15 protein-coding genes are annotated in these 16,811 nt (G+C 33.4%); 12 read left to right on the top strand and 3 right to left on the bottom strand.

Annotation, left to right across the window (positions count from 1 at the left end):
• Window positions 1-36: 36 nt before the first annotated feature.
• Both pheS and O5639_RS04905 read left to right on the top strand, forming a co-directional pair.
• Window positions 37-1,044 (top strand): phenylalanine--tRNA ligase subunit alpha, encoded by a 1,008-nt coding sequence (pheS, locus tag O5639_RS04910; RefSeq protein WP_269625358.1) that lies wholly within the window; start codon window positions 37-39, stop codon window positions 1,042-1,044.
• A 95-nt stretch (window positions 1,045-1,139) separates the two neighbouring features.
• A complete protein-coding gene (locus O5639_RS04905; protein ID WP_269625357.1) occupies window positions 1,140-2,048 on the top strand; it encodes an NAD(+) kinase in 909 nt (302 codons plus the stop codon).
• A gap of 3 nt (window positions 2,049-2,051) precedes the next feature.
• Here the strand turns inward: O5639_RS04905 and cbiE are convergent, their stop codons facing one another.
• The gene (gene cbiE, locus O5639_RS04900) at window positions 2,052-3,338 is read right to left on the bottom strand and encodes a precorrin-6y C5,15-methyltransferase (decarboxylating) subunit CbiE (protein ID WP_269625356.1); all 1,287 of its coding nucleotides are present in this window, start codon (window positions 3,336-3,338) and stop codon (window positions 2,052-2,054) included.
• A 98-nt stretch (window positions 3,339-3,436) separates the two neighbouring features.
• Between cbiE and O5639_RS04895 the strand changes: the two genes are divergently transcribed.
• From O5639_RS04895 to lexA, 6 genes are all read left to right on the top strand, one after another.
• Window positions 3,437-3,724 carry a hypothetical protein gene (locus tag O5639_RS04895; protein WP_269625355.1) on the top strand — a complete coding sequence of 96 codons (288 nt, stop codon included), beginning with the start codon at window positions 3,437-3,439 and terminating at the stop codon, window positions 3,722-3,724.
• A complete protein-coding gene (locus O5639_RS04890; protein WP_269625354.1) occupies window positions 3,708-4,202 on the top strand; it encodes a DUF3122 domain-containing protein in 495 nt (164 codons plus the stop codon). The genes O5639_RS04895 and O5639_RS04890 overlap by 17 nt, the downstream gene beginning before the upstream one ends.
• 2 nt (window positions 4,203-4,204) lie before the next feature.
• On the top strand, window positions 4,205-5,299 hold the full coding sequence (gene ribD / locus O5639_RS04885) for a bifunctional diaminohydroxyphosphoribosylaminopyrimidine deaminase/5-amino-6-(5-phosphoribosylamino)uracil reductase RibD (protein WP_269625353.1): 1,095 nt from the start codon (window positions 4,205-4,207) through the stop codon (window positions 5,297-5,299).
• Window positions 5,300-5,406: 107 nt separating this feature from the next.
• Window positions 5,407-7,281 carry an ATP-dependent zinc metalloprotease FtsH gene (gene ftsH, locus O5639_RS04880; RefSeq protein ID WP_269625352.1) on the top strand — a complete coding sequence of 625 codons (1,875 nt, stop codon included), beginning with the start codon at window positions 5,407-5,409 and terminating at the stop codon, window positions 7,279-7,281.
• 54 nt (window positions 7,282-7,335) lie between these two features.
• Window positions 7,336-8,292 carry an ornithine carbamoyltransferase gene (argF, locus tag O5639_RS04875; protein ID WP_269625351.1) on the top strand — a complete coding sequence of 319 codons (957 nt, stop codon included), beginning with the start codon at window positions 7,336-7,338 and terminating at the stop codon, window positions 8,290-8,292.
• A 65-nt stretch (window positions 8,293-8,357) separates the two neighbouring features.
• Complete coding sequence (gene lexA / locus O5639_RS04870) at window positions 8,358-8,966, top strand: transcriptional repressor LexA (RefSeq protein ID WP_269625350.1); 609 nt, start codon at window positions 8,358-8,360, stop codon at window positions 8,964-8,966.
• A gap of 14 nt (window positions 8,967-8,980) precedes the next feature.
• On the opposite strand, the gene O5639_RS04865 is transcribed toward lexA, so the two are convergent.
• Window positions 8,981-9,214 (bottom strand): copper-binding protein, encoded by a 234-nt coding sequence (locus O5639_RS04865; protein ID WP_269625349.1) that lies wholly within the window; start codon window positions 9,212-9,214, stop codon window positions 8,981-8,983.
• A gap of 826 nt (window positions 9,215-10,040) precedes the next feature.
• On the opposite strand from O5639_RS04865, the gene O5639_RS04860 reads away from it, so the two are divergent.
• The 3 genes from O5639_RS04860 to rfbB all read left to right on the top strand — a co-directional run bounded on the left by O5639_RS04860 (window position 10,041) and on the right by rfbB (window position 12,365).
• A complete protein-coding gene (locus O5639_RS04860; protein ID WP_269625348.1) occupies window positions 10,041-10,214 on the top strand; it encodes a hypothetical protein in 174 nt (57 codons plus the stop codon).
• 148 nt (window positions 10,215-10,362) lie between these two features.
• Window positions 10,363-11,271 (top strand): glucose-1-phosphate thymidylyltransferase RfbA, encoded by a 909-nt coding sequence (rfbA, locus tag O5639_RS04855; protein ID WP_269625347.1) that lies wholly within the window; start codon window positions 10,363-10,365, stop codon window positions 11,269-11,271.
• Window positions 11,272-11,330: 59 nt separating this feature from the next.
• Window positions 11,331-12,365, top strand: a complete 1,035-nt coding sequence (rfbB, locus tag O5639_RS04850; RefSeq protein WP_269625346.1) for a dTDP-glucose 4,6-dehydratase — start codon at window positions 11,331-11,333, stop codon at window positions 12,363-12,365.
• 19 nt (window positions 12,366-12,384) lie between these two features.
• On the opposite strand, the gene O5639_RS04845 is transcribed toward rfbB, so the two are convergent.
• The gene (locus O5639_RS04845) at window positions 12,385-14,550 is read right to left on the bottom strand and encodes a tetratricopeptide repeat protein (protein ID WP_269625345.1); all 2,166 of its coding nucleotides are present in this window, start codon (window positions 14,548-14,550) and stop codon (window positions 12,385-12,387) included.
• Window positions 14,551-15,106: 556 nt separating this feature from the next.
• Between O5639_RS04845 and O5639_RS04840 the strand changes: the two genes are divergently transcribed.
• The gene (locus tag O5639_RS04840; protein ID WP_269625344.1) at window positions 15,107-16,345 is read left to right on the top strand and encodes a DegT/DnrJ/EryC1/StrS family aminotransferase; all 1,239 of its coding nucleotides are present in this window, start codon (window positions 15,107-15,109) and stop codon (window positions 16,343-16,345) included.
• Window positions 16,346-16,811 lie beyond the last annotated feature (466 nt).

Genomic DNA, 16,811 nt, shown 5'->3' with positions numbered 1-16,811 from the left:
GTTGCCGATTAAACTAGTACTCGAGATTGGAATTCATTGAGTTCAACATTATCCCTAAAACAGCTCATTAATGAGCTTGAGATTCTAGAAAGCCAGGCTGCAAAAGAAATTGCTTCTGCTGAAAATTCCGAATCAATAGAGAAATTAAGGTTGGGTTTCCTTGGGAAAAAAGGAAAACTCTCACTTCTATTGGGAGGGATGAAGACTCTTTCGAATGAGGAAAGACCTTTAATTGGTCAAAGAGCGAATGTTTTAAAAACTCAATTGCAAGAATTAATAAAGGAAAAGCTTGAAATTTTAAAAACTCAGGCTTTAAATCAGATACTAATAAAAGAAACTATAGATGTTACAGCGCCTCCAACAGGTACTTCTCAAGGTCATCGGCATCCTTTAATAACAACTACTGAGCAAATAATTGATCTTTTCTTAGGCCTTGGATACCAAGTTTCCGAAGGGCCTGAGATAGAGAATGATTACTACAATTTCGAGGCACTAAATATTCCACCTGACCATCCAGCAAGAGATATGCAAGATACTTTTTATTTGGGAGGAGAATACCTATTAAGAACTCATACTTCGCCTGTTCAGATTCGTTGCCTTGAAAGCAAAAAACCTCCAGTAAGAATTGTCTCTCCTGGTCGGGTTTATCGAAGAGATGCAGTTGATGCTACTCATTCGCCTGTGTTCCACCAGATTGAGGTCTTAGCAATTGATGAAAAGCTTGACTTCAGTCATTTAAGAGGAACAGTAATGGCTTTCTTAAAAGCGTTTTTTGGAGATCTTCCTATTCGATTCAGAGCTAGTTATTTCCCTTTTACAGAGCCATCAGCAGAAGTTGATGTTCAATGGAGAGGTAAATGGTTAGAAGTTATGGGTTGCGGGATGGTAGATCCAGCTGTACTAGAAGAATTAGGGATTGATCCAGAAAAATATAGTGGATTTGCTGCTGGACTGGGAGTAGAAAGATTTTGTATGGTTCGTCATGGCGTAGATGATATTAGAAAGTTATATACAAGTGATCTCAGGTTTTTAGAACAATTTTAAAAGTTAAATGTTTTTGATTAACTTCTAATTGTATTAAATAAATATAGTTGACTTTTAATTGCTAGTATTGATCAATAGTTTGTGAAGTATGATCGGTGCCCCGAGTAGGACTGATCGTTAATGACGGGAAAGAGCTTGCTGTTAAGACAGCAAAAACTTTTCAAAATAAACTAGAAGATTCTGGTTTTGATGTTGTCAGAGTTAGTAGCGCAGGCGGTTTATTAGGTTTTACTAATCCTGATCAATACATGAGTTCACAAGGTTACAACTCGTGTATCCCAGATGGTTTTGATTCTTCAATTTCGTTTGCAGTTGTATTAGGAGGGGATGGAACTGTCTTGTCTGCAGCAAGACAAACTGCACCATTGGGTATACCTATACTCACTGTAAATACTGGACATTTAGGGTTCTTGGCTGAGGCGTATCTTTCAGACATAGATAAAATTTTCAGACATTTAGTTGCAAGGCAATGGAATATTGAGGAGAGAACCAGCCTAGTAGTAAGTGTTATGAGAGGTGATCAATGTAGGTGGGAAGCTCTTTGCCTTAATGAAATGGCATTACATAGAGAACCTATGACAAGTATGTGTCATTTTGAAATTTCTGTTGGTCGACATGCACCCGTCGATATTTCCGCAGATGGTGTAATCCTCTCTACTCCTACTGGCTCAACTGCTTATTCGCTAAGCGCTGGGGGTCCAGTAATTACTCCTGATTGTCCGGTTTTGCAGCTTACCCCTGTTTCTCCTCATTCATTGGCATCCAGAGCTCTTGTCTTTAGTAATGAAGAGCCTGTCACTGTTTTTCCTGCCACACCTGAAAGATTAATGATGGTAGTAGATGGTAGCGCAGGCTGTTATGTATGGCCTGAGGATAGAGTTTTAATTAGAAAAAGTGATCATCCAGTTAAGTTTATTAGACTTTCTGATCATGAGTTCTTTCAAGTTCTAAGAAATAAATTGGGTTGGGGACTACCCCATGTTGCGAAACCTGATAAAACATAAAAATTATTGAATTTCACCTTTCAAAATAAATACAGGATTTAGAGGAGATAATCTTATATCTTCTCCAATACTTACACCTCTATATGATTGATGTTGACTAATAGATAACTTGTGAACTTTTGGTTTTAAAATTGACTCTAGCCTAGGTATAGATTTTAATGAAATCAATGGTATTACTAATATACAGGGACTGTTAATTAGCTTCAATACTTCTTCAACAATTAAATGTGAGTTTGACCCACCACCTCCTATAATAACTCTGTGTGGGTGTAAAAGATTAGGTGCTATTTTATTTTGTTTGAATATATTTAATGCGTCATCTTCAATTATCAAAGATGGAGTAACACCAGTTCTTCTTGAGTTTTCTTCAATTATATTTTTACTTCCAACTCTTTTGTCAATAGATACTAATTTTAGATTTGGAGATATCCTTAATGCTTCCAAACCTATACTCCCAACGCCACTACCTATGTCCCATATCACTCCTTGCTTTGGGAGATTAAGCTCTGCAAGAAGTTGAACTCTAATTTCTCTTTTTGTCATTAAACCAGGGCAGTCTGAATTTTGAAGAAAAACCGAATCCTCAATTCCAAATAAGGGTAAATCTTTTGATTTTATTGGCGGCTCTACTTTTTCAAAAAGAATAACAAGATGCAATGGATCAATATCCGTTGGAAAATCCTCAAATGAATTAATTTTTACGATTCTTTCATTTTTATATCCAAGTCTTTCAAAAGTCCAAAATTCATATTTCCTCTCAAGCCCGATTGAATGAAGTAATTGATAAACCTCTTTCGCACCCCCTCTATTTGAATCAGTTAAAACAACAAGCGAAGAAGGAAGCTTTTTAATTGCTTTTTCAAATAGAAGAGAGTCTCTTCCATGAAGACTGATCCATTTTGTATCTTGCCAAGGTTTTCCAAGTCTGGAAAAAGCCAGTTGAAAAGATGTAGCGGCAGGCTCAAAATAAAGTTTTGATAAAGGAAAGTTTTGAATTAATAATCTACCAATTCCAAACCAAAGAGGATCACCGCCAGAAAACACAATTGTTTTTTTCTCTTCCTTTCTTAATGAGTCTATGAAGTCATTTAGTTTGTCAGTTGCAATGAATTCAAACTTATGATTTTTTATATTTTTATGCTTTAACCAGGTTTTGAATGAATCTAAAATTCTTTTTGGACCAGTGATTCTTTCGGCTGTAAAAATTTGTTTTTTTTTAGATTCAAAAAAACTTTCAACACTTGAAGTATCAATTCCTATTACGTGTATCTGCTTTGACTCCTTAAGCATGGTTTAAATAAATTGACGTAAAAAAATATCTTTTTTATAGCTTTACTATTTTTTCCATGAAAATCAACTAAAACTTCAATAGTTAGTTTGAAAGTTTTGTGAATCTTAAAAGAAATCAAGAGGAGGAACACTTAACCAGAAGATCCAGACTGCATCAAATTTTGATAGCTCTGATTAAGCAACAAAATGATTTAGAATTAATGGATGATGGAGTTCAAGTCTTTGAAAACCCTTTTAATCATTCAGAAAAATTTGATCCTTCCAAAACAGTTGAACGTAATCAACGTATCATTAAGAAATATCAGTCACTTGTACGCTCAGCAATAGCATTAGATGCACTACTTGAATCAGAAGATTTTAATATTACTGATGGAAGGATTTCGTGATTTATTTCGTCTAATAATTTCTTGTCTTTTGATTTTTTGTTGTTTTTTCATTAGCGTAAATAAAAGTTTTGCAGATTCAAAATTCACTTTAAATGAACAAGAAAAACAGATTAAAAGAAGTTTAGAGAGCCTAAAAGACTTGGATTACCAAACTTGGCAAATTATTGTCTATCCAAGTTCCAAAGAGTCGAAGAATTTAATTTTACGAATTGTTGGCTATCCAGGCTCACTAAGGATTGATCATCCAACAAGCTTAATAGTTAATTCTGGAAGAAAGACTTGGGATCTAAAAGACATAACCAAAAACAGTAAAATCAAACTTGAAACTCTGAATGATTCTGCTGCAGAATTTGACCTAACAACTTTGATTGCTGAATTGGATAAAAATAGACCCTTGAGAATTAGATTACCTGGCTTGATAAATGATTTACCAATCCCGCCATACTTAGTAAGTGAATGGAGATCATTGGCTGAATAAAAATGGTTAATTTGCATGAGGATCAAAAAAAATGGGTGCCATGGATGAGACGTGCAATCCAACTGGCTTTATTGGCTGAAGGTAGAACAAGCCCAAATCCTCTTGTGGGAGCAATTGTGACGGATTCGAGAGGAAGACTTGTTGGAGAGGGATTTCATTCAGGTGCAGGGAACCCTCATGCTGAAATAGAAGCACTTACTCAAGCAGGAAAGAAGTCTGTTGATGGAACAATCGTTGTAACTTTAGAACCCTGTTGCCATCAGGGCTTAACACCCCCATGTACAGAAGCAATAATAAAAGCAGGTTTGAAAAGAGTTGTTATTGGGATGATTGATCCTGATCCAAGAGTTTCAGGTAATGGAATTTCAATATTAAAAGATTCTGGAATTGAAGTTATCGTGGGGGTTTTGAGTCAAGAATGTGAATCAATTAATCGTGAATTTAGTTTTCGAGTTCGTCATGGGCGTCCTTGGGGAGTTCTTAAATGGGCAATGAGCTTAGATGGAAGAATTGGCTTGCCAAACGGTTGTAGTAAGTGGATTACAGATATTCCTGCGAGAACTTCTGTTCACCAAATTAGATCTAAGTGTGATGCAGTAATAGTTGGAGGAGAAACAGTTCGGGTCGATAATCCTCTTTTGACTTCAAGAGGAAAATCAAATGTCGAACCTTTAAGGGTCATCTTCTCAAGGTCATTGAATTTACCTAAAGCTGCAAAACTTTGGGATACAAAAATTGCTCGAACAATAATTGCTTATGGGCCAGAAGGGAATGAAGCTTTTTTTTCTGATTTACCAGAGGGAATAGAGAAATTGAGATTAAATAAGAATGATCCATCCGAATTGCTCTCAGCACTTGCGAAAAAAGGCTGCAATAAAATTCTTTGGGAATGCGGTCCCCAATTAGCTACAAGTGCAATTAAAGCAAATTGTGTTCAGGAATTAGTAGTTTTTGTAGCACCAAAACTCTTAGGAGGAAAGTCTGCAATGAGCCCTTTGAACAGCTTTGGATTTGAATCAATAAGTTCCACCTACAAATTGCAACATTCTTTTTTAGATCGAAAAGGAGAAGATCTTTGTTTGAGACTACTCTTTTAGGGGGTTAATTTTTTAGCATTACATATTCGTTCGGATCTCCCTCCAGTTTAACAAGTCGATATGGGATAAAAATTGATTAACTTAGGTGATAAATAAAGTTTTTGCTAATGCCAATACGACAGGACGAAAATCAACCAAATAGACGTTTTGGGATAATTAATTTAGTTCTCATAGGTTTTGGAGCGCTTCTCCTCTTTAGTAGCTTTTTCCCAAGTCAAAATACACAAGTACCAAGAGTTCCTTATTCACTATTTATTAATCAAGTAGATGATGGAGAAGTTAAGCGTGCATACATAACTCAAGATCAGATTAGATACGAACTATCTCAAGCAGAAGAAGGGGCTCCATCAGTTCTTGCAACAACTCCTATTTTTGATATGGAGTTACCTCAAAGGCTAGAGAAGAAAGGCGTCGAGTTCGCAGCTGCACCTCCTAAGAAACCCAACATATTTACTACTATTCTCAGCTGGGTTGTACCACCTCTAATATTTATTCTTGTCTTGCAGTTTTTTGCTCGCAGAAGCATGGGAGGTGGAGGAGCTCAAGGAGCTCTCAGTTTCACTAAAAGTAAAGCTAAGGTTTATGTCCCTGATGATGAATCAAAAGTTACTTTCGAAGATGTTGCAGGCGTTGATGAAGCAAAAGACGAATTAACTGAAATAGTTGATTTCCTCAAAAGGCCTCAAAGATATACAGATATTGGTGCAAGAATTCCTAAGGGTGTTTTACTTGTTGGTCCTCCTGGAACTGGTAAAACTCTTCTATCTAAAGCAGTTGCAGGTGAGGCGGAAGTACCTTTCTTCATCATTTCTGGCTCTGAGTTTGTAGAATTATTTGTAGGTGCAGGTGCAGCAAGGGTTAGGGATTTATTTGAACAAGCCAAGAAAAAAGCACCTTGTATAATTTTTATTGATGAACTTGATGCGATAGGAAAAAGTAGATCAGGTTCAATGGGAGTTGTTGGTGGAAATGATGAGAGAGAGCAAACTCTCAATCAGCTCCTTACAGAAATGGATGGTTTCTCTTCAACCGATAAACCAGTAATCGTTCTTGCAGCTACTAACCAACCTGAAGTCTTAGATGCAGCCCTATTACGTCCAGGAAGATTTGATAGACAGGTACTTGTTGATAGACCCGACTTATCTGGCAGAAAAACAATTTTGGAAATTTATACAAAGAAAGTGAAGCTTTCTAATGAGATTGATTTAGAACGAATTGCCCAAGCAACTAGTGGGTTTGCTGGAGCTGACCTAGCCAATATGGTAAACGAAGCAGCTCTTTTGGCTGCCCGTGGCAAAAGAACATCAGTCGAACAAAAGGACCTTAACGAAGCAATTGAAAGAGTAGTTGCTGGGCTAGAGAAAAAGAGCAGAGTTTTGCAAGACGATGAGAAAAAGATTGTTGCCTATCATGAGGTTGGTCACGCAATTGTTGGTCACCTTATGCCTGGAGGTAGCAAAGTTGCAAAAATATCAATTGTACCAAGGGGTATGAGTGCCTTGGGATATACACTCCAATTACCTACTGAGGAAAGATTCCTAAATTCAAAAGAAGATTTACAAGGTCAAATAGCTACCCTTCTTGGTGGTAGATCTGCAGAAGAAATAATTTTTGGAAAAATTACTACCGGGGCATCGAATGATCTCCAAAGAGCTACTGATTTAGCAGAGCAGATGGTAGGCACATATGGTATGAGTGATATTTTGGGACCTCTGGCATATGACAAGCAGGGTGGAGGTCAATTTCTAGGTGGTAACAACAACCCTAGAAGAGAACTAAGTGATGCTACTGCTCAGGCTATCGATAAAGAAGTTAGAAGTTTGGTAGATGATGCACATGAAAGTGCCTTAAACATTCTTAAGAATAATCTTTCATTATTAGAAGATATTTCTCAGAAGATCCTTGAAAAGGAAGTAATAGAGGGAGATGAGCTAAAAGAAATGCTTTCGAGTAGTGTCATGCCTGAAAAAGTTTTAAATTAAAAAACTTGACTTTTATATCCTTTATCTCCGATAAAGGATATTTGAGGCTTATTTATGGCTTCAGCATATTCAGGCTTAGCTTCTAAATTAACTTCTTTTAGTAAAAACAATTTTCTTTCCTCTTCTGATTTAAATAGTGATCAGATCTTGTCTTTATTTGAATTAGCTAAACAGCTAAAAATGGGTTATAGAAGAATTGATCTAGGGAATAGAGTTCTTGGATTGATATTCAAAAAAGCCTCTACCAGGACAAGAGTGAGTTTTCAAGTTGCAATGACAAGACTGGGAGGTCAAACTGTTGATTTAAATCCTCAAATCACGCAACTCGGAAGGGGTGAACCTATTAAAGACACGGCAAGAGTTTTGAGTCGATATTGTGATGTACTTGCAATTAGAACTTTTTCTCAGCAAGAACTAGAAGAATATGCAGAGTGGTCCACAATTCCCGTCATTAATGCTTTAACTGATCTCGAACACCCTTGTCAGGCACTGGCTGATTATTTAACAATTCAGGAGAAGTTTGGGAAGCTAAAAGGAATAAATCTTACTTACATCGGAGATGGCAATAATGTTGCTAACTCATTGATGATATGCGGAGCGATGTTGGGAGTTAATGTGAAAATTTGTTCTCCAAAAGGTTTTGAGGCAGATCCTCAAATATTAGAAAAGGCGAAATCACTCTCGGAATTTGGTTCGAAATTATCTATTTGTAATGATCCTTCAAATGCAGTCAAAGGAGCTCAAGTTATTTATACAGATGTTTGGGCTTCTATGGGGCAAGAGGAGGAACATTTAAAGAGGAAAGAAATTTTTAAAAAGTACAAAGTTGATCAAAAATTAATAGGGCTTGCAGATGAGGAAGTAATTATTTTGCATTGTTTACCTGCTCATAGAGGAGAAGAAATCACAGAAGAGGCTTTAGAGAGTCAAAGCAGTAATGTCTTTGATCAAGCTGAGAACAGGCTTCATGTTCAGCAAGCCTTGCTAGCCGTCCAGCTTGGAGGCCTTTAGGGTTGCCATGTTGAGACATTTTAGGTACATATGTATTGAAGGACATATGTACTTAAAGTATTCGAATGCCAGAAGAAGCCCTAACTGCTGCCCAGCAAGAACTCTATGACTGGCTTGTAGATTTTATTGGAGATCATCATCACAGCCCTTCAATAAGGCAGATGATGCAAGCTATGGGACTTAGATCTCCAGCACCAATCCAAAGCCGACTCAGACATCTGCAACAAAAAGGTTGGATAAAATGGCAAGAAGGCCAGGCCAGGACGCTTCAATTAATAGAGGAGACCATTTCAGGTGTACCTGTTTTAGGGGCAATAGCTGCAGGAGGTTTAATTGAAACTTTTGATGATGTGCAGGAAACTCTGGAGTTGAATTCTGTTCTTCAATTGAAAGGACTTTTTGCTTTAACAGTGAATGGAGATTCAATGATTGATTCTTTTATTGCAGACGGAGATATGGTTTTAATGGAACCAGTAAGTGAACCTTCTCTTTTGAGAAACGGTACTATTGTTAGCGCAATGGTACCAGGCTTGGGAACTACGTTAAAACATTTTTTTCGTGATGGAGCTTTAGTTCGTTTAGAAGCTGCTAATCCAGCTTATGAACCTATAGAAATTGCTGCTGATCAAGTTCATATTCAGGGGAAGTTAGCAGCTGTTTGGAGGAAGACTTGAATCTATTTAGACAACTAATTAAAATCATGAATGTTTTTATTTGATTTCCAAGAGTTGAACAAATACTGTCTATTTCTATCTTCTCCATGCACTAAATAATCTGCTGCAGTCAATGGGTTTTCAGTTGCCAAGAAAGGTTTTCTTATTTGAACTCCCAGTCCTTTTGCTTCTATATAAATTCCTCCTTCCATATGTACTATTTGAAATGTCCAATTTTTATTCCAATAAATTGAGAAAGGATTATGCATAGAAATACTATGACTCTAGTTTTCTTTTAGTGGTTTCAAAGTCAGCAAAATAAATTAATTAATTTTTAATCGGCTTATATAAAAACTTACTCTCAAAATACATAATTGAAATTAGCGCTTTATCATTTTTTTTATTAAAAAATAAAGATTTGAAGAAAGTTATTAAATTTTCTAGGAATTCATACTTTAAAAATATTAGGCTTTATGAGAATTGATGATCTTGAAAGGTAATTAGAGTTATTAACTAAAGACTAGCAAGAGGAGCACGCTTGCTCGAGCTAGAAAGGCTATATTGTATAGTACAAGGCTGTTCTACGTTATGAATTCTTTTATCTTTCTAGCTAAAAAACATAACGGGATTAATTGTTTTTCTTTTTGAGGATGAACAAAAAAGAGAAGGATTTCGAAGTGTTTACGAGGTAGTTTTCCACTTTTCCACAATATTCATGATTTAAAAAAAATCTCAACAGGGCTCATGTCAATTGAATAAGTGGATAAATTACAAAAAAAAACAGGGTTAGCGAAATCTCCACTGCTGCAACTGGTCTCAGGGTTTTTGTATCTCTTGATACATTGAAAAGTTCTTGTCAATATTCTCGGACAAAACATTTTGCAATATGAGGAAAATAGGAAAATGTGGAAAAGTATCAATATGTACAACTAAGTGTCGAAATGGATCTTTTTACGTTGATAATCCATCGATTTGTTATTAGCTTTATCAGAATCGGGGCGATTTTTTTAGTGAATTTTTGTTATGAATAATTTTTTTTAGACAACTAATTTAAAAACATTTAAATTTTAATCGATTAGAAATTTAAATCACCAAATGAATCAGTCTTTGAATTCAAGAAAAACAAAATCAAATTCCGAAATTAATTGGCAAATACGCGAGATTTTTTCAGAAGCTGCTTTGACTAGTTTTTCTTATGATCTAGAAAATAAATATCTTCTTGCAATAGAAAAAAAAAGAACAGCTGCCTTTAAAAATGTTTGCAGTTAGAGTTATAAAAATTTTATTTTATTTGATTTGTTGATGATTTTGTCATCAAGTATAGTTTAAGGTGTCAAGTATGATTGTCATTTTATCGAGATTAATTGCAATCCTATTGATCTCTAAAATTTATTGCTCACCTTAATTCGTAATTATATTGACTTATTCTTCTCTGCGTAAAGGAATAATACTTGCAGGTGGTAAAGGAAAAAGATTAGCTCCACTTACTAAATCTATTAGTAAGCAATTAATGCCAGTCTATGACAAGCCCATGATTTATTACCCTTTGGCAACCTTAATGCTTTGTGGTATTAAAGAAATCATGATTGTTAGTGATCCTGACCATATTGGACTATTTCGAAAGCTTCTAGATAACGGGAAAGAATGGGGGATAGATCTTCAATATGCAATACAGCAAAAGCCAGAAGGAGTTGCGCAAGCTGTTTTGATAGGTGAAGAATTTATTGGTAGTAATAATGTTGCTATTGCCTTAGGGGATAATATTTTTCATGGAAATGATTTGATTTCAATTTTACGCTCTGCAGATTCTTGGAATAAAGGTGGTACGATTTTTGCGTATCCTGTAAGTGATCCTGAAAATTATGGTGTTTTGAAGTTTGATCATTCTGGCTCCGTAATTGAGATTGAAGAAAAACCTAAAAAACCCTCGAGTCAATATGCTGTTACTGGGATGTATTTCTATGATAATACTGTTATTGAGAGAGCTAAAAAACTAAATTTTTCTTCGCGAGGTGAATTGGAAATTACAGATTTAAATAAAAGTTATTTGAATGATCAACTTTTAAATGTGAAGATGATGGGAAGGGGAATTGCATGGCTTGACACTGGTACCATTGATTCACTTCAAGAAGCATCATTATATATTCGAACACTTGAATATCGCCAAGGCTTAAAAATAGGTTGCCCTGAAGAGATCTCTTGGAGACAAGGGTGGATTAATGATAATCAATTAGTAAAATTAGCAAATAATCTAAGTCACAGTAGCTACGGTGAGTATCTAAGAAGGCTTTTAGAATTCAAGATAAAAGATCCTTTATCAAATTAAAGTTTTAGTGTCTTGTAAATCACGCTCCTATAAATAAATAAAATTCAAAATATTTTATTATGCATTCCTTTAAATCTTTAAAAAGAGTTCTTATTACTGGTGGCTCAGGATTTATAGGTTCAAGATTAGTTCGTAGGTTGATTAATGAAACCAATCTTAAGTTATTTAATTTAGATAAATTAGGCTATGCAAGTAATTTAGATAAAAACAATAAAGATTGTGATTTGAATAGATATCAATTATTGAGGATTGACTTATCTAATTTTGAAGATACAAAAATGGCTATAAAGTTAGCTGATCCTGATCTAGTTTTTCACTTAGCCGCAGAAAGTCATGTTGATAGAAGTATATCTGGACCCAGGCCATTTTTAGAAAGTAATATAATTGGTACTTTTAATTTACTTGAAGCTTTAAGATTTCATTGGGATACACTTCCATCAATTAGAAAGAATATTTTTAGATTTATTCATGTGAGCACTGATGAAGTTTTTGGATCACTTGGTCAATCTGAACTTTTTTTTGAGGAAAGTTCTTATAATCCAAGTAGCCCATATTCAGCAACAAAAGCTGCTAGTGATCATTTAGTTAAATCTTGGAATAAGACTTATGGAATTCCTTCTATAGTAACTAACTCATGTAATAACTTTGGTCCCTATCAGTACCCTGAAAAATTAATACCAGTAATTATAATAAATGCTATTAATAATAAACCTATTCCTATTTATGGAGATGGTAAAAATATACGTGACTGGATATATGTAGAAGATCATATAGATGCGTTAATAAAAATAGCTTTATATGGAAGTATTGGAGAATCCTATTGCATTGGTGCTGGTCAAGAGAGGAGTAATGAGGAAATAGTAGAAATGATTTGTGGATTATTAGATCGCTATAATAGTAAAAACTCTCCTCATAATAGATTCAAGAGTTATGTGAAAGATCGTTTAGGTCATGATAGAAGATATGCTATAAATAATAAGAAAATAAGAGAAGAGCTGAATTGGAGTCCAAAAATGAAATTTATTGATTCAATGAAATTAACAGTGAAATGGTATATAGAAAATATTGAATGGTGTGAAAAATTTGATTGTTGATAATTTTTTTTAATAATGATCAATTAAAATTAGATTTTGGCTTCCAGTTCTCTGGCAATAAAGTATTATTTTGAGCAGCAGAAAGTGAATCCTTTAGGAACTGAATATATTCTTCAAAAATAGTTTCATCATTGAAAAGATATTTATTTGCCTTTTCATTTATTTGGGTTTCGATATTTTCTCTATATGATTTATCAAAAGCTAGCTTCTTGCATATTGATATATATTCATCTGGTGAATTAGCGATAGGTGCACCTTTGATATCCATTTGCTTGTATCCTGCAAATGCATGTCTAGATTTCATATGATTTGTTGGCATTGTTACTACAGGAGTATTAAAAGCCATTGCCTGATAAAAGGTGTTACCCATTCCAAAATAAAATGGATCAATTATTATATCTAACATTTTTACTATTTCTAAAAAATCGCCAAATGAGACTCGTGGGTAAAATATTGTTCGATTCAAAACTAATTTTGTAGTTTTTGCCCATCTTTCCTTTAACTTATCTGTCTGTAATTTTTTAGGACCATCTGCAAAGAAAAGAAAAGAATTTGGAATGTTTTCTAGAATTTTATCAAGGATTTTATCATAATCTGGATGAAATTTGAAAGGAGCATGAGGTATTCCAATTAAGAATGATTTTTCAGATATATTTAACTTAGATTTATTGAATGTATTTCCTTTATTTATCGGTTTAGAATAATTCACAGGTATTCTATTTAGTTTAATTAATCTTTCAGAATAAAATTCATTAGAATATTTAGTTTCATAATTATCACAAGAAATAAAATAGTCAATTTCAGGTAATCCAGACGTCATTGGATGCCCAAGGGTGGTAAATTGTACCAAAGCTAGTCTTGATAATGACAGAAGATATGTATAATTAGACATCCCAATATCAGGATAAAAAAGTATATCAATTGATTGATTTAATATTAAATCGGATGCCTCTTGTATAGATTCTGGCATCATTATTACCTCTGATGCAAGTGAATCAATCGATTGACTAAGTGAATCTACTTCGGAATAAGGAGTTCGAAATATTATGACCTCTACATCTGAAGATGCTATTTGCTTGATAATGTTTCCAAAAAACATACAAACTGAATGGTTCTTTAAATACTCAGAGCAAATACCAAGCCTAATAGAGTTTCTTCTTTGAGATTCTATTATTCCTTTTTCTTGATTAAATTTAGTATTAATTAATCCTTTTGAATTTCTTAAAACATTACCTAATAGTTTTAAAATTTCCAAGTCATCAGATGCATTATGATAAGCCAAGTAAAATGAAGATGTTGAAAATATTTTTCCGGTGAAAACTGGATTTATATATTGATCTATTTGTGATATTTGTTTCTTATATTGTTTTCTCTCTTTATTTATTTGTTCCTGATTAAAAGGTATTGCAGAGAATCTAAGTTTACCTTCTAATTGGTAAGATAAGTTGTTAGGATCCAAATTCTGAGCATTTTTATATTGATATAAGGCATCTTCTTTTTTATCTGACTTTTCTAATAATTGTCCTAATGAATAATAATAATCAGGTTTCGGTTTTAATTTAATTGCTTTTTTTAGATACATTTCAGCTTCATCTAATTTATTAATTAGAATTAAAATTCTGGCAAGGCTTGAGTGCGCTATTGAAGAATCTGGCTTAAGTTCAATAGCTTTACGTGCTGATAATTCAGCTTCTTGTAATTTACCTGCGTCTTTTAAAATATTAGCTAAATTATTATGTGCATCTGCAAAGCGAGGTCTTATTGATATTGCTTTGCGGAAAGCCAATTCTGCTTGTTCTAATTCTTTAAGATCATGTAATACTGTTCCTAAATTATTATGAGCATTTGCAAAATCATGTTTGATTTCAATAGCTTTCCTTAGATATAATTTTGCCTTATCTAATTTTCCTAATGTTTTCAAAATAATTGCATAGTTTGAAAATACAGAAGCATCAGAGAATCCTTTCTCTACGAAGTATTGATAATATTTTTCGGCCTCTAAAACTTGCCCCTTCTCTTGTAATTTATATGCTTTATTAATTATTCTTTGCTTTAACGATTTTGAGGAGATTTTGGTTGTAATCGTGAGGTCATTTTTTATTTCATCCAAATTCATAGGCACAGGGTATACTATTATTTTATCTTTATTTTTCTGCTGAGTTTTTCTTTGAGCAAATTCATCCATTCCAACCTCTAATGGAATAAGATCTTATAGATTATACTCTTTTCTTGGATTGAATAACTTGATTGTAATTATTGCTGGCTCTTTTGGTAGGTTTAAATCTTTTTAAAACCTATCTTCCACAAAAATTCTTGTATAAAGTATTTATTATTTACAGTCTTTTGATTCAAATATTTAAATTATTTTTTATATGAATTATCTAAAATTTGCAATTGATCTTTTTGATTCTATGTGATGTTGAAAGACGTCTACTTTTTTTATAATAGGATACTAAGAATGAAGTTTTTGAGAACTTAATTAGATCCAATTCTGTTGTCCATAAACTGTTTGCGTAATGAGAATAAGGACTACATATACGTGGACTTAAAATGCGGTCCAATGCTTTTCGCAAGAAATTAGTACTAATTTGCAGACATCATAGTTGACTATCAGCCTAAACAACTCACAGAAAGATAACTTCAAATAGAATCAAGAAAGAACTCTTAGTTGCGAATCTTTTTTAATTTGTGTTTTTTAGAGGAATAAGTGTTAGTTTGGTAATTACAATATATCAAATGATGTGAATAAGAAATTATCTAAGAAATTATCAACTAACAATAAAAGTGAAAAAATTTTTTATGCTGAGTCGGATTATTCACAGGATGAAATCGATGCAGTAATAGATGTTTTAAAAAACAATCGACTTTCTTTAATGGTAGGAAAGCAAGTTAAATTATTAGAGGAAAAAGTTGCTAATATTTTCAATAAGAATTATGGGTTAATGGTTAATAGTGGTTCATCTGCAAATCTTATTTCTTTGTTGTCATTGAAATTGAAGGCAGGGTCCAGGGTTATAACACCTTCTTTGACTTTCTCTACTACGATTGCACCAATTGTGCAAAGTAATCTAATACCTTATTTTGTAGATGTTGAGGAGGAAACACTACAGATAAATACATCCAGGTTGAAGGAGATTGATCTTGATAATGTATCTGCTATTTGTGTTCCTAATTTAATTGGGAATATAGCAAATTGGAATGAGATATATAATTTTGCTAAAGAGAATAATCTTAAAATTATTGAAGATTCTGCAGATACTATAGGTTACACATATCGGACTAAATTAGACAATTGGTCTGATATCTCAACAACTAGTTTTTATGCCTCCCATGTTATTACAGGAGCTGGTTTTGGTGGGATGGTTTCTTATTCTAATTCCGATGATTATTATCAAGGCCTTTCTTTAAGAGGTTGGGGAAGAAGATCATGTATGTATGGGGAAACAGAAGATTATGAAAGAAGATTTGCCTCAAAGATAGATGGACTTGATTATGATGACAAATATATATTTGATCAAATTGGTTTTAACTTTTTACCTTCAGAGATATCTGCAGCATTTGCTTTAGTTCAACTTGATAAGTTGAAGGCAAATCTTAAAAAAAGATCTGACAATTTTAATTTTCTTCGAAAGGAATTCTCTTCTTCAAATAACTTTTTTATTCCTTTTTCTTACGATAATGTTGAGACTGGTTGGTTGGCATTTCCATTGATTTTTAGGAATAAATTAGCTTTGAAAAGAAAGGATATTCAGATATTCCTAGAAAAAGCTGGTATTCAAACCAGGACAATTTTTTCAGGAAATATTATGAGACAGCCTGTTGCTGAGAAATTTAGTTGGGATAAGTTCGGATCATTCGAAGTTAGTGACAATATAATGAAATCTGGCATATTATTAGGAATTCATAATAGACAAAGTCAAGATAATCTAAATTATATAGTTAATAAAGTTTTTGAAGCAGAATATTTATTTGCTAATTGATACATTTTTTGCCTTTCTTATTAATATTAATCGGTTTAACTTTTAGTTGATCACCGTAATCAAGACAGCATAACCTTACGACTATATAAGCAACTAACAGGAAGATGAAAAAAACTACAAAAAGATTGCGGCTCCTAAATGATTTTACAGAATCAAGAGACAAGTAATCTATTTTTAAAGAAATTAATGTACTAGAAAAACTAATTTAAGATCTAAAAAAAGAATAGAAAATTCCAATATAGTAATTATCTTTCTTTCATTAATTCTATAAATTTACTCTCTAGATCTCTTGTAAATAATTCTGAATTATAAAGTGGTGAAGTTTCTTTAAGTTGTTTCAATCTAGATTTCAATCTAAGAATTTCTTTAGGGTTGCTAGCTATATACAAGGCTTTTTCTTCTTATTCACTTTCACTATAAGTAATTAATTCGGGAAGCCCTATCGAAGTAAGAAGACTGTCAGATA

The organism is Prochlorococcus marinus str. MIT 1214, assembly GCF_027359355.1.
Classification (GTDB): Bacteria; Cyanobacteriota; Cyanobacteriia; order PCC-6307; family Cyanobiaceae; genus Prochlorococcus_B; species Prochlorococcus_B marinus_F.
Note: the sequence above shows the minus strand (reverse complement) of the source record. Positions and strands in the feature narration are given on the sequence as shown.

Excerpts from the sequence above, each read along its gene's own strand:
- lexA (WP_269625350.1), top strand. The coding sequence starts at position 8,358 with ATGCCAGAAGAAGCCCTAACTGCTGCCCAGCAAGAACTCTATGACTGG.
- argF (WP_269625351.1), top strand. The coding sequence starts at position 7,336 with ATGGCTTCAGCATATTCAGGCTTAGCTTCTAAATTAACTTCTTTTAGT.
- O5639_RS04860 (WP_269625348.1), top strand. The coding sequence starts at position 10,041 with ATGAATCAGTCTTTGAATTCAAGAAAAACAAAATCAAATTCCGAAATT.
- ribD (WP_269625353.1), top strand. The coding sequence starts at position 4,205 with ATGGTTAATTTGCATGAGGATCAAAAAAAATGGGTGCCATGGATGAGA.
- rfbB (WP_269625346.1), top strand. The coding sequence starts at position 11,331 with ATGCATTCCTTTAAATCTTTAAAAAGAGTTCTTATTACTGGTGGCTCA.
- ftsH (WP_269625352.1), top strand. The coding sequence starts at position 5,407 with ATGCCAATACGACAGGACGAAAATCAACCAAATAGACGTTTTGGGATA.
- O5639_RS04890 (WP_269625354.1), top strand. The coding sequence starts at position 3,708 with ATGGAAGGATTTCGTGATTTATTTCGTCTAATAATTTCTTGTCTTTTG.
- cbiE (WP_269625356.1), bottom strand. The coding sequence starts at position 3,338 with ATGCTTAAGGAGTCAAAGCAGATACACGTAATAGGAATTGATACTTCA.
- O5639_RS04865 (WP_269625349.1), bottom strand. The coding sequence starts at position 9,214 with ATGCATAATCCTTTCTCAATTTATTGGAATAAAAATTGGACATTTCAA.
- O5639_RS04845 (WP_269625345.1), bottom strand. The coding sequence starts at position 14,550 with ATGGATGAATTTGCTCAAAGAAAAACTCAGCAGAAAAATAAAGATAAA.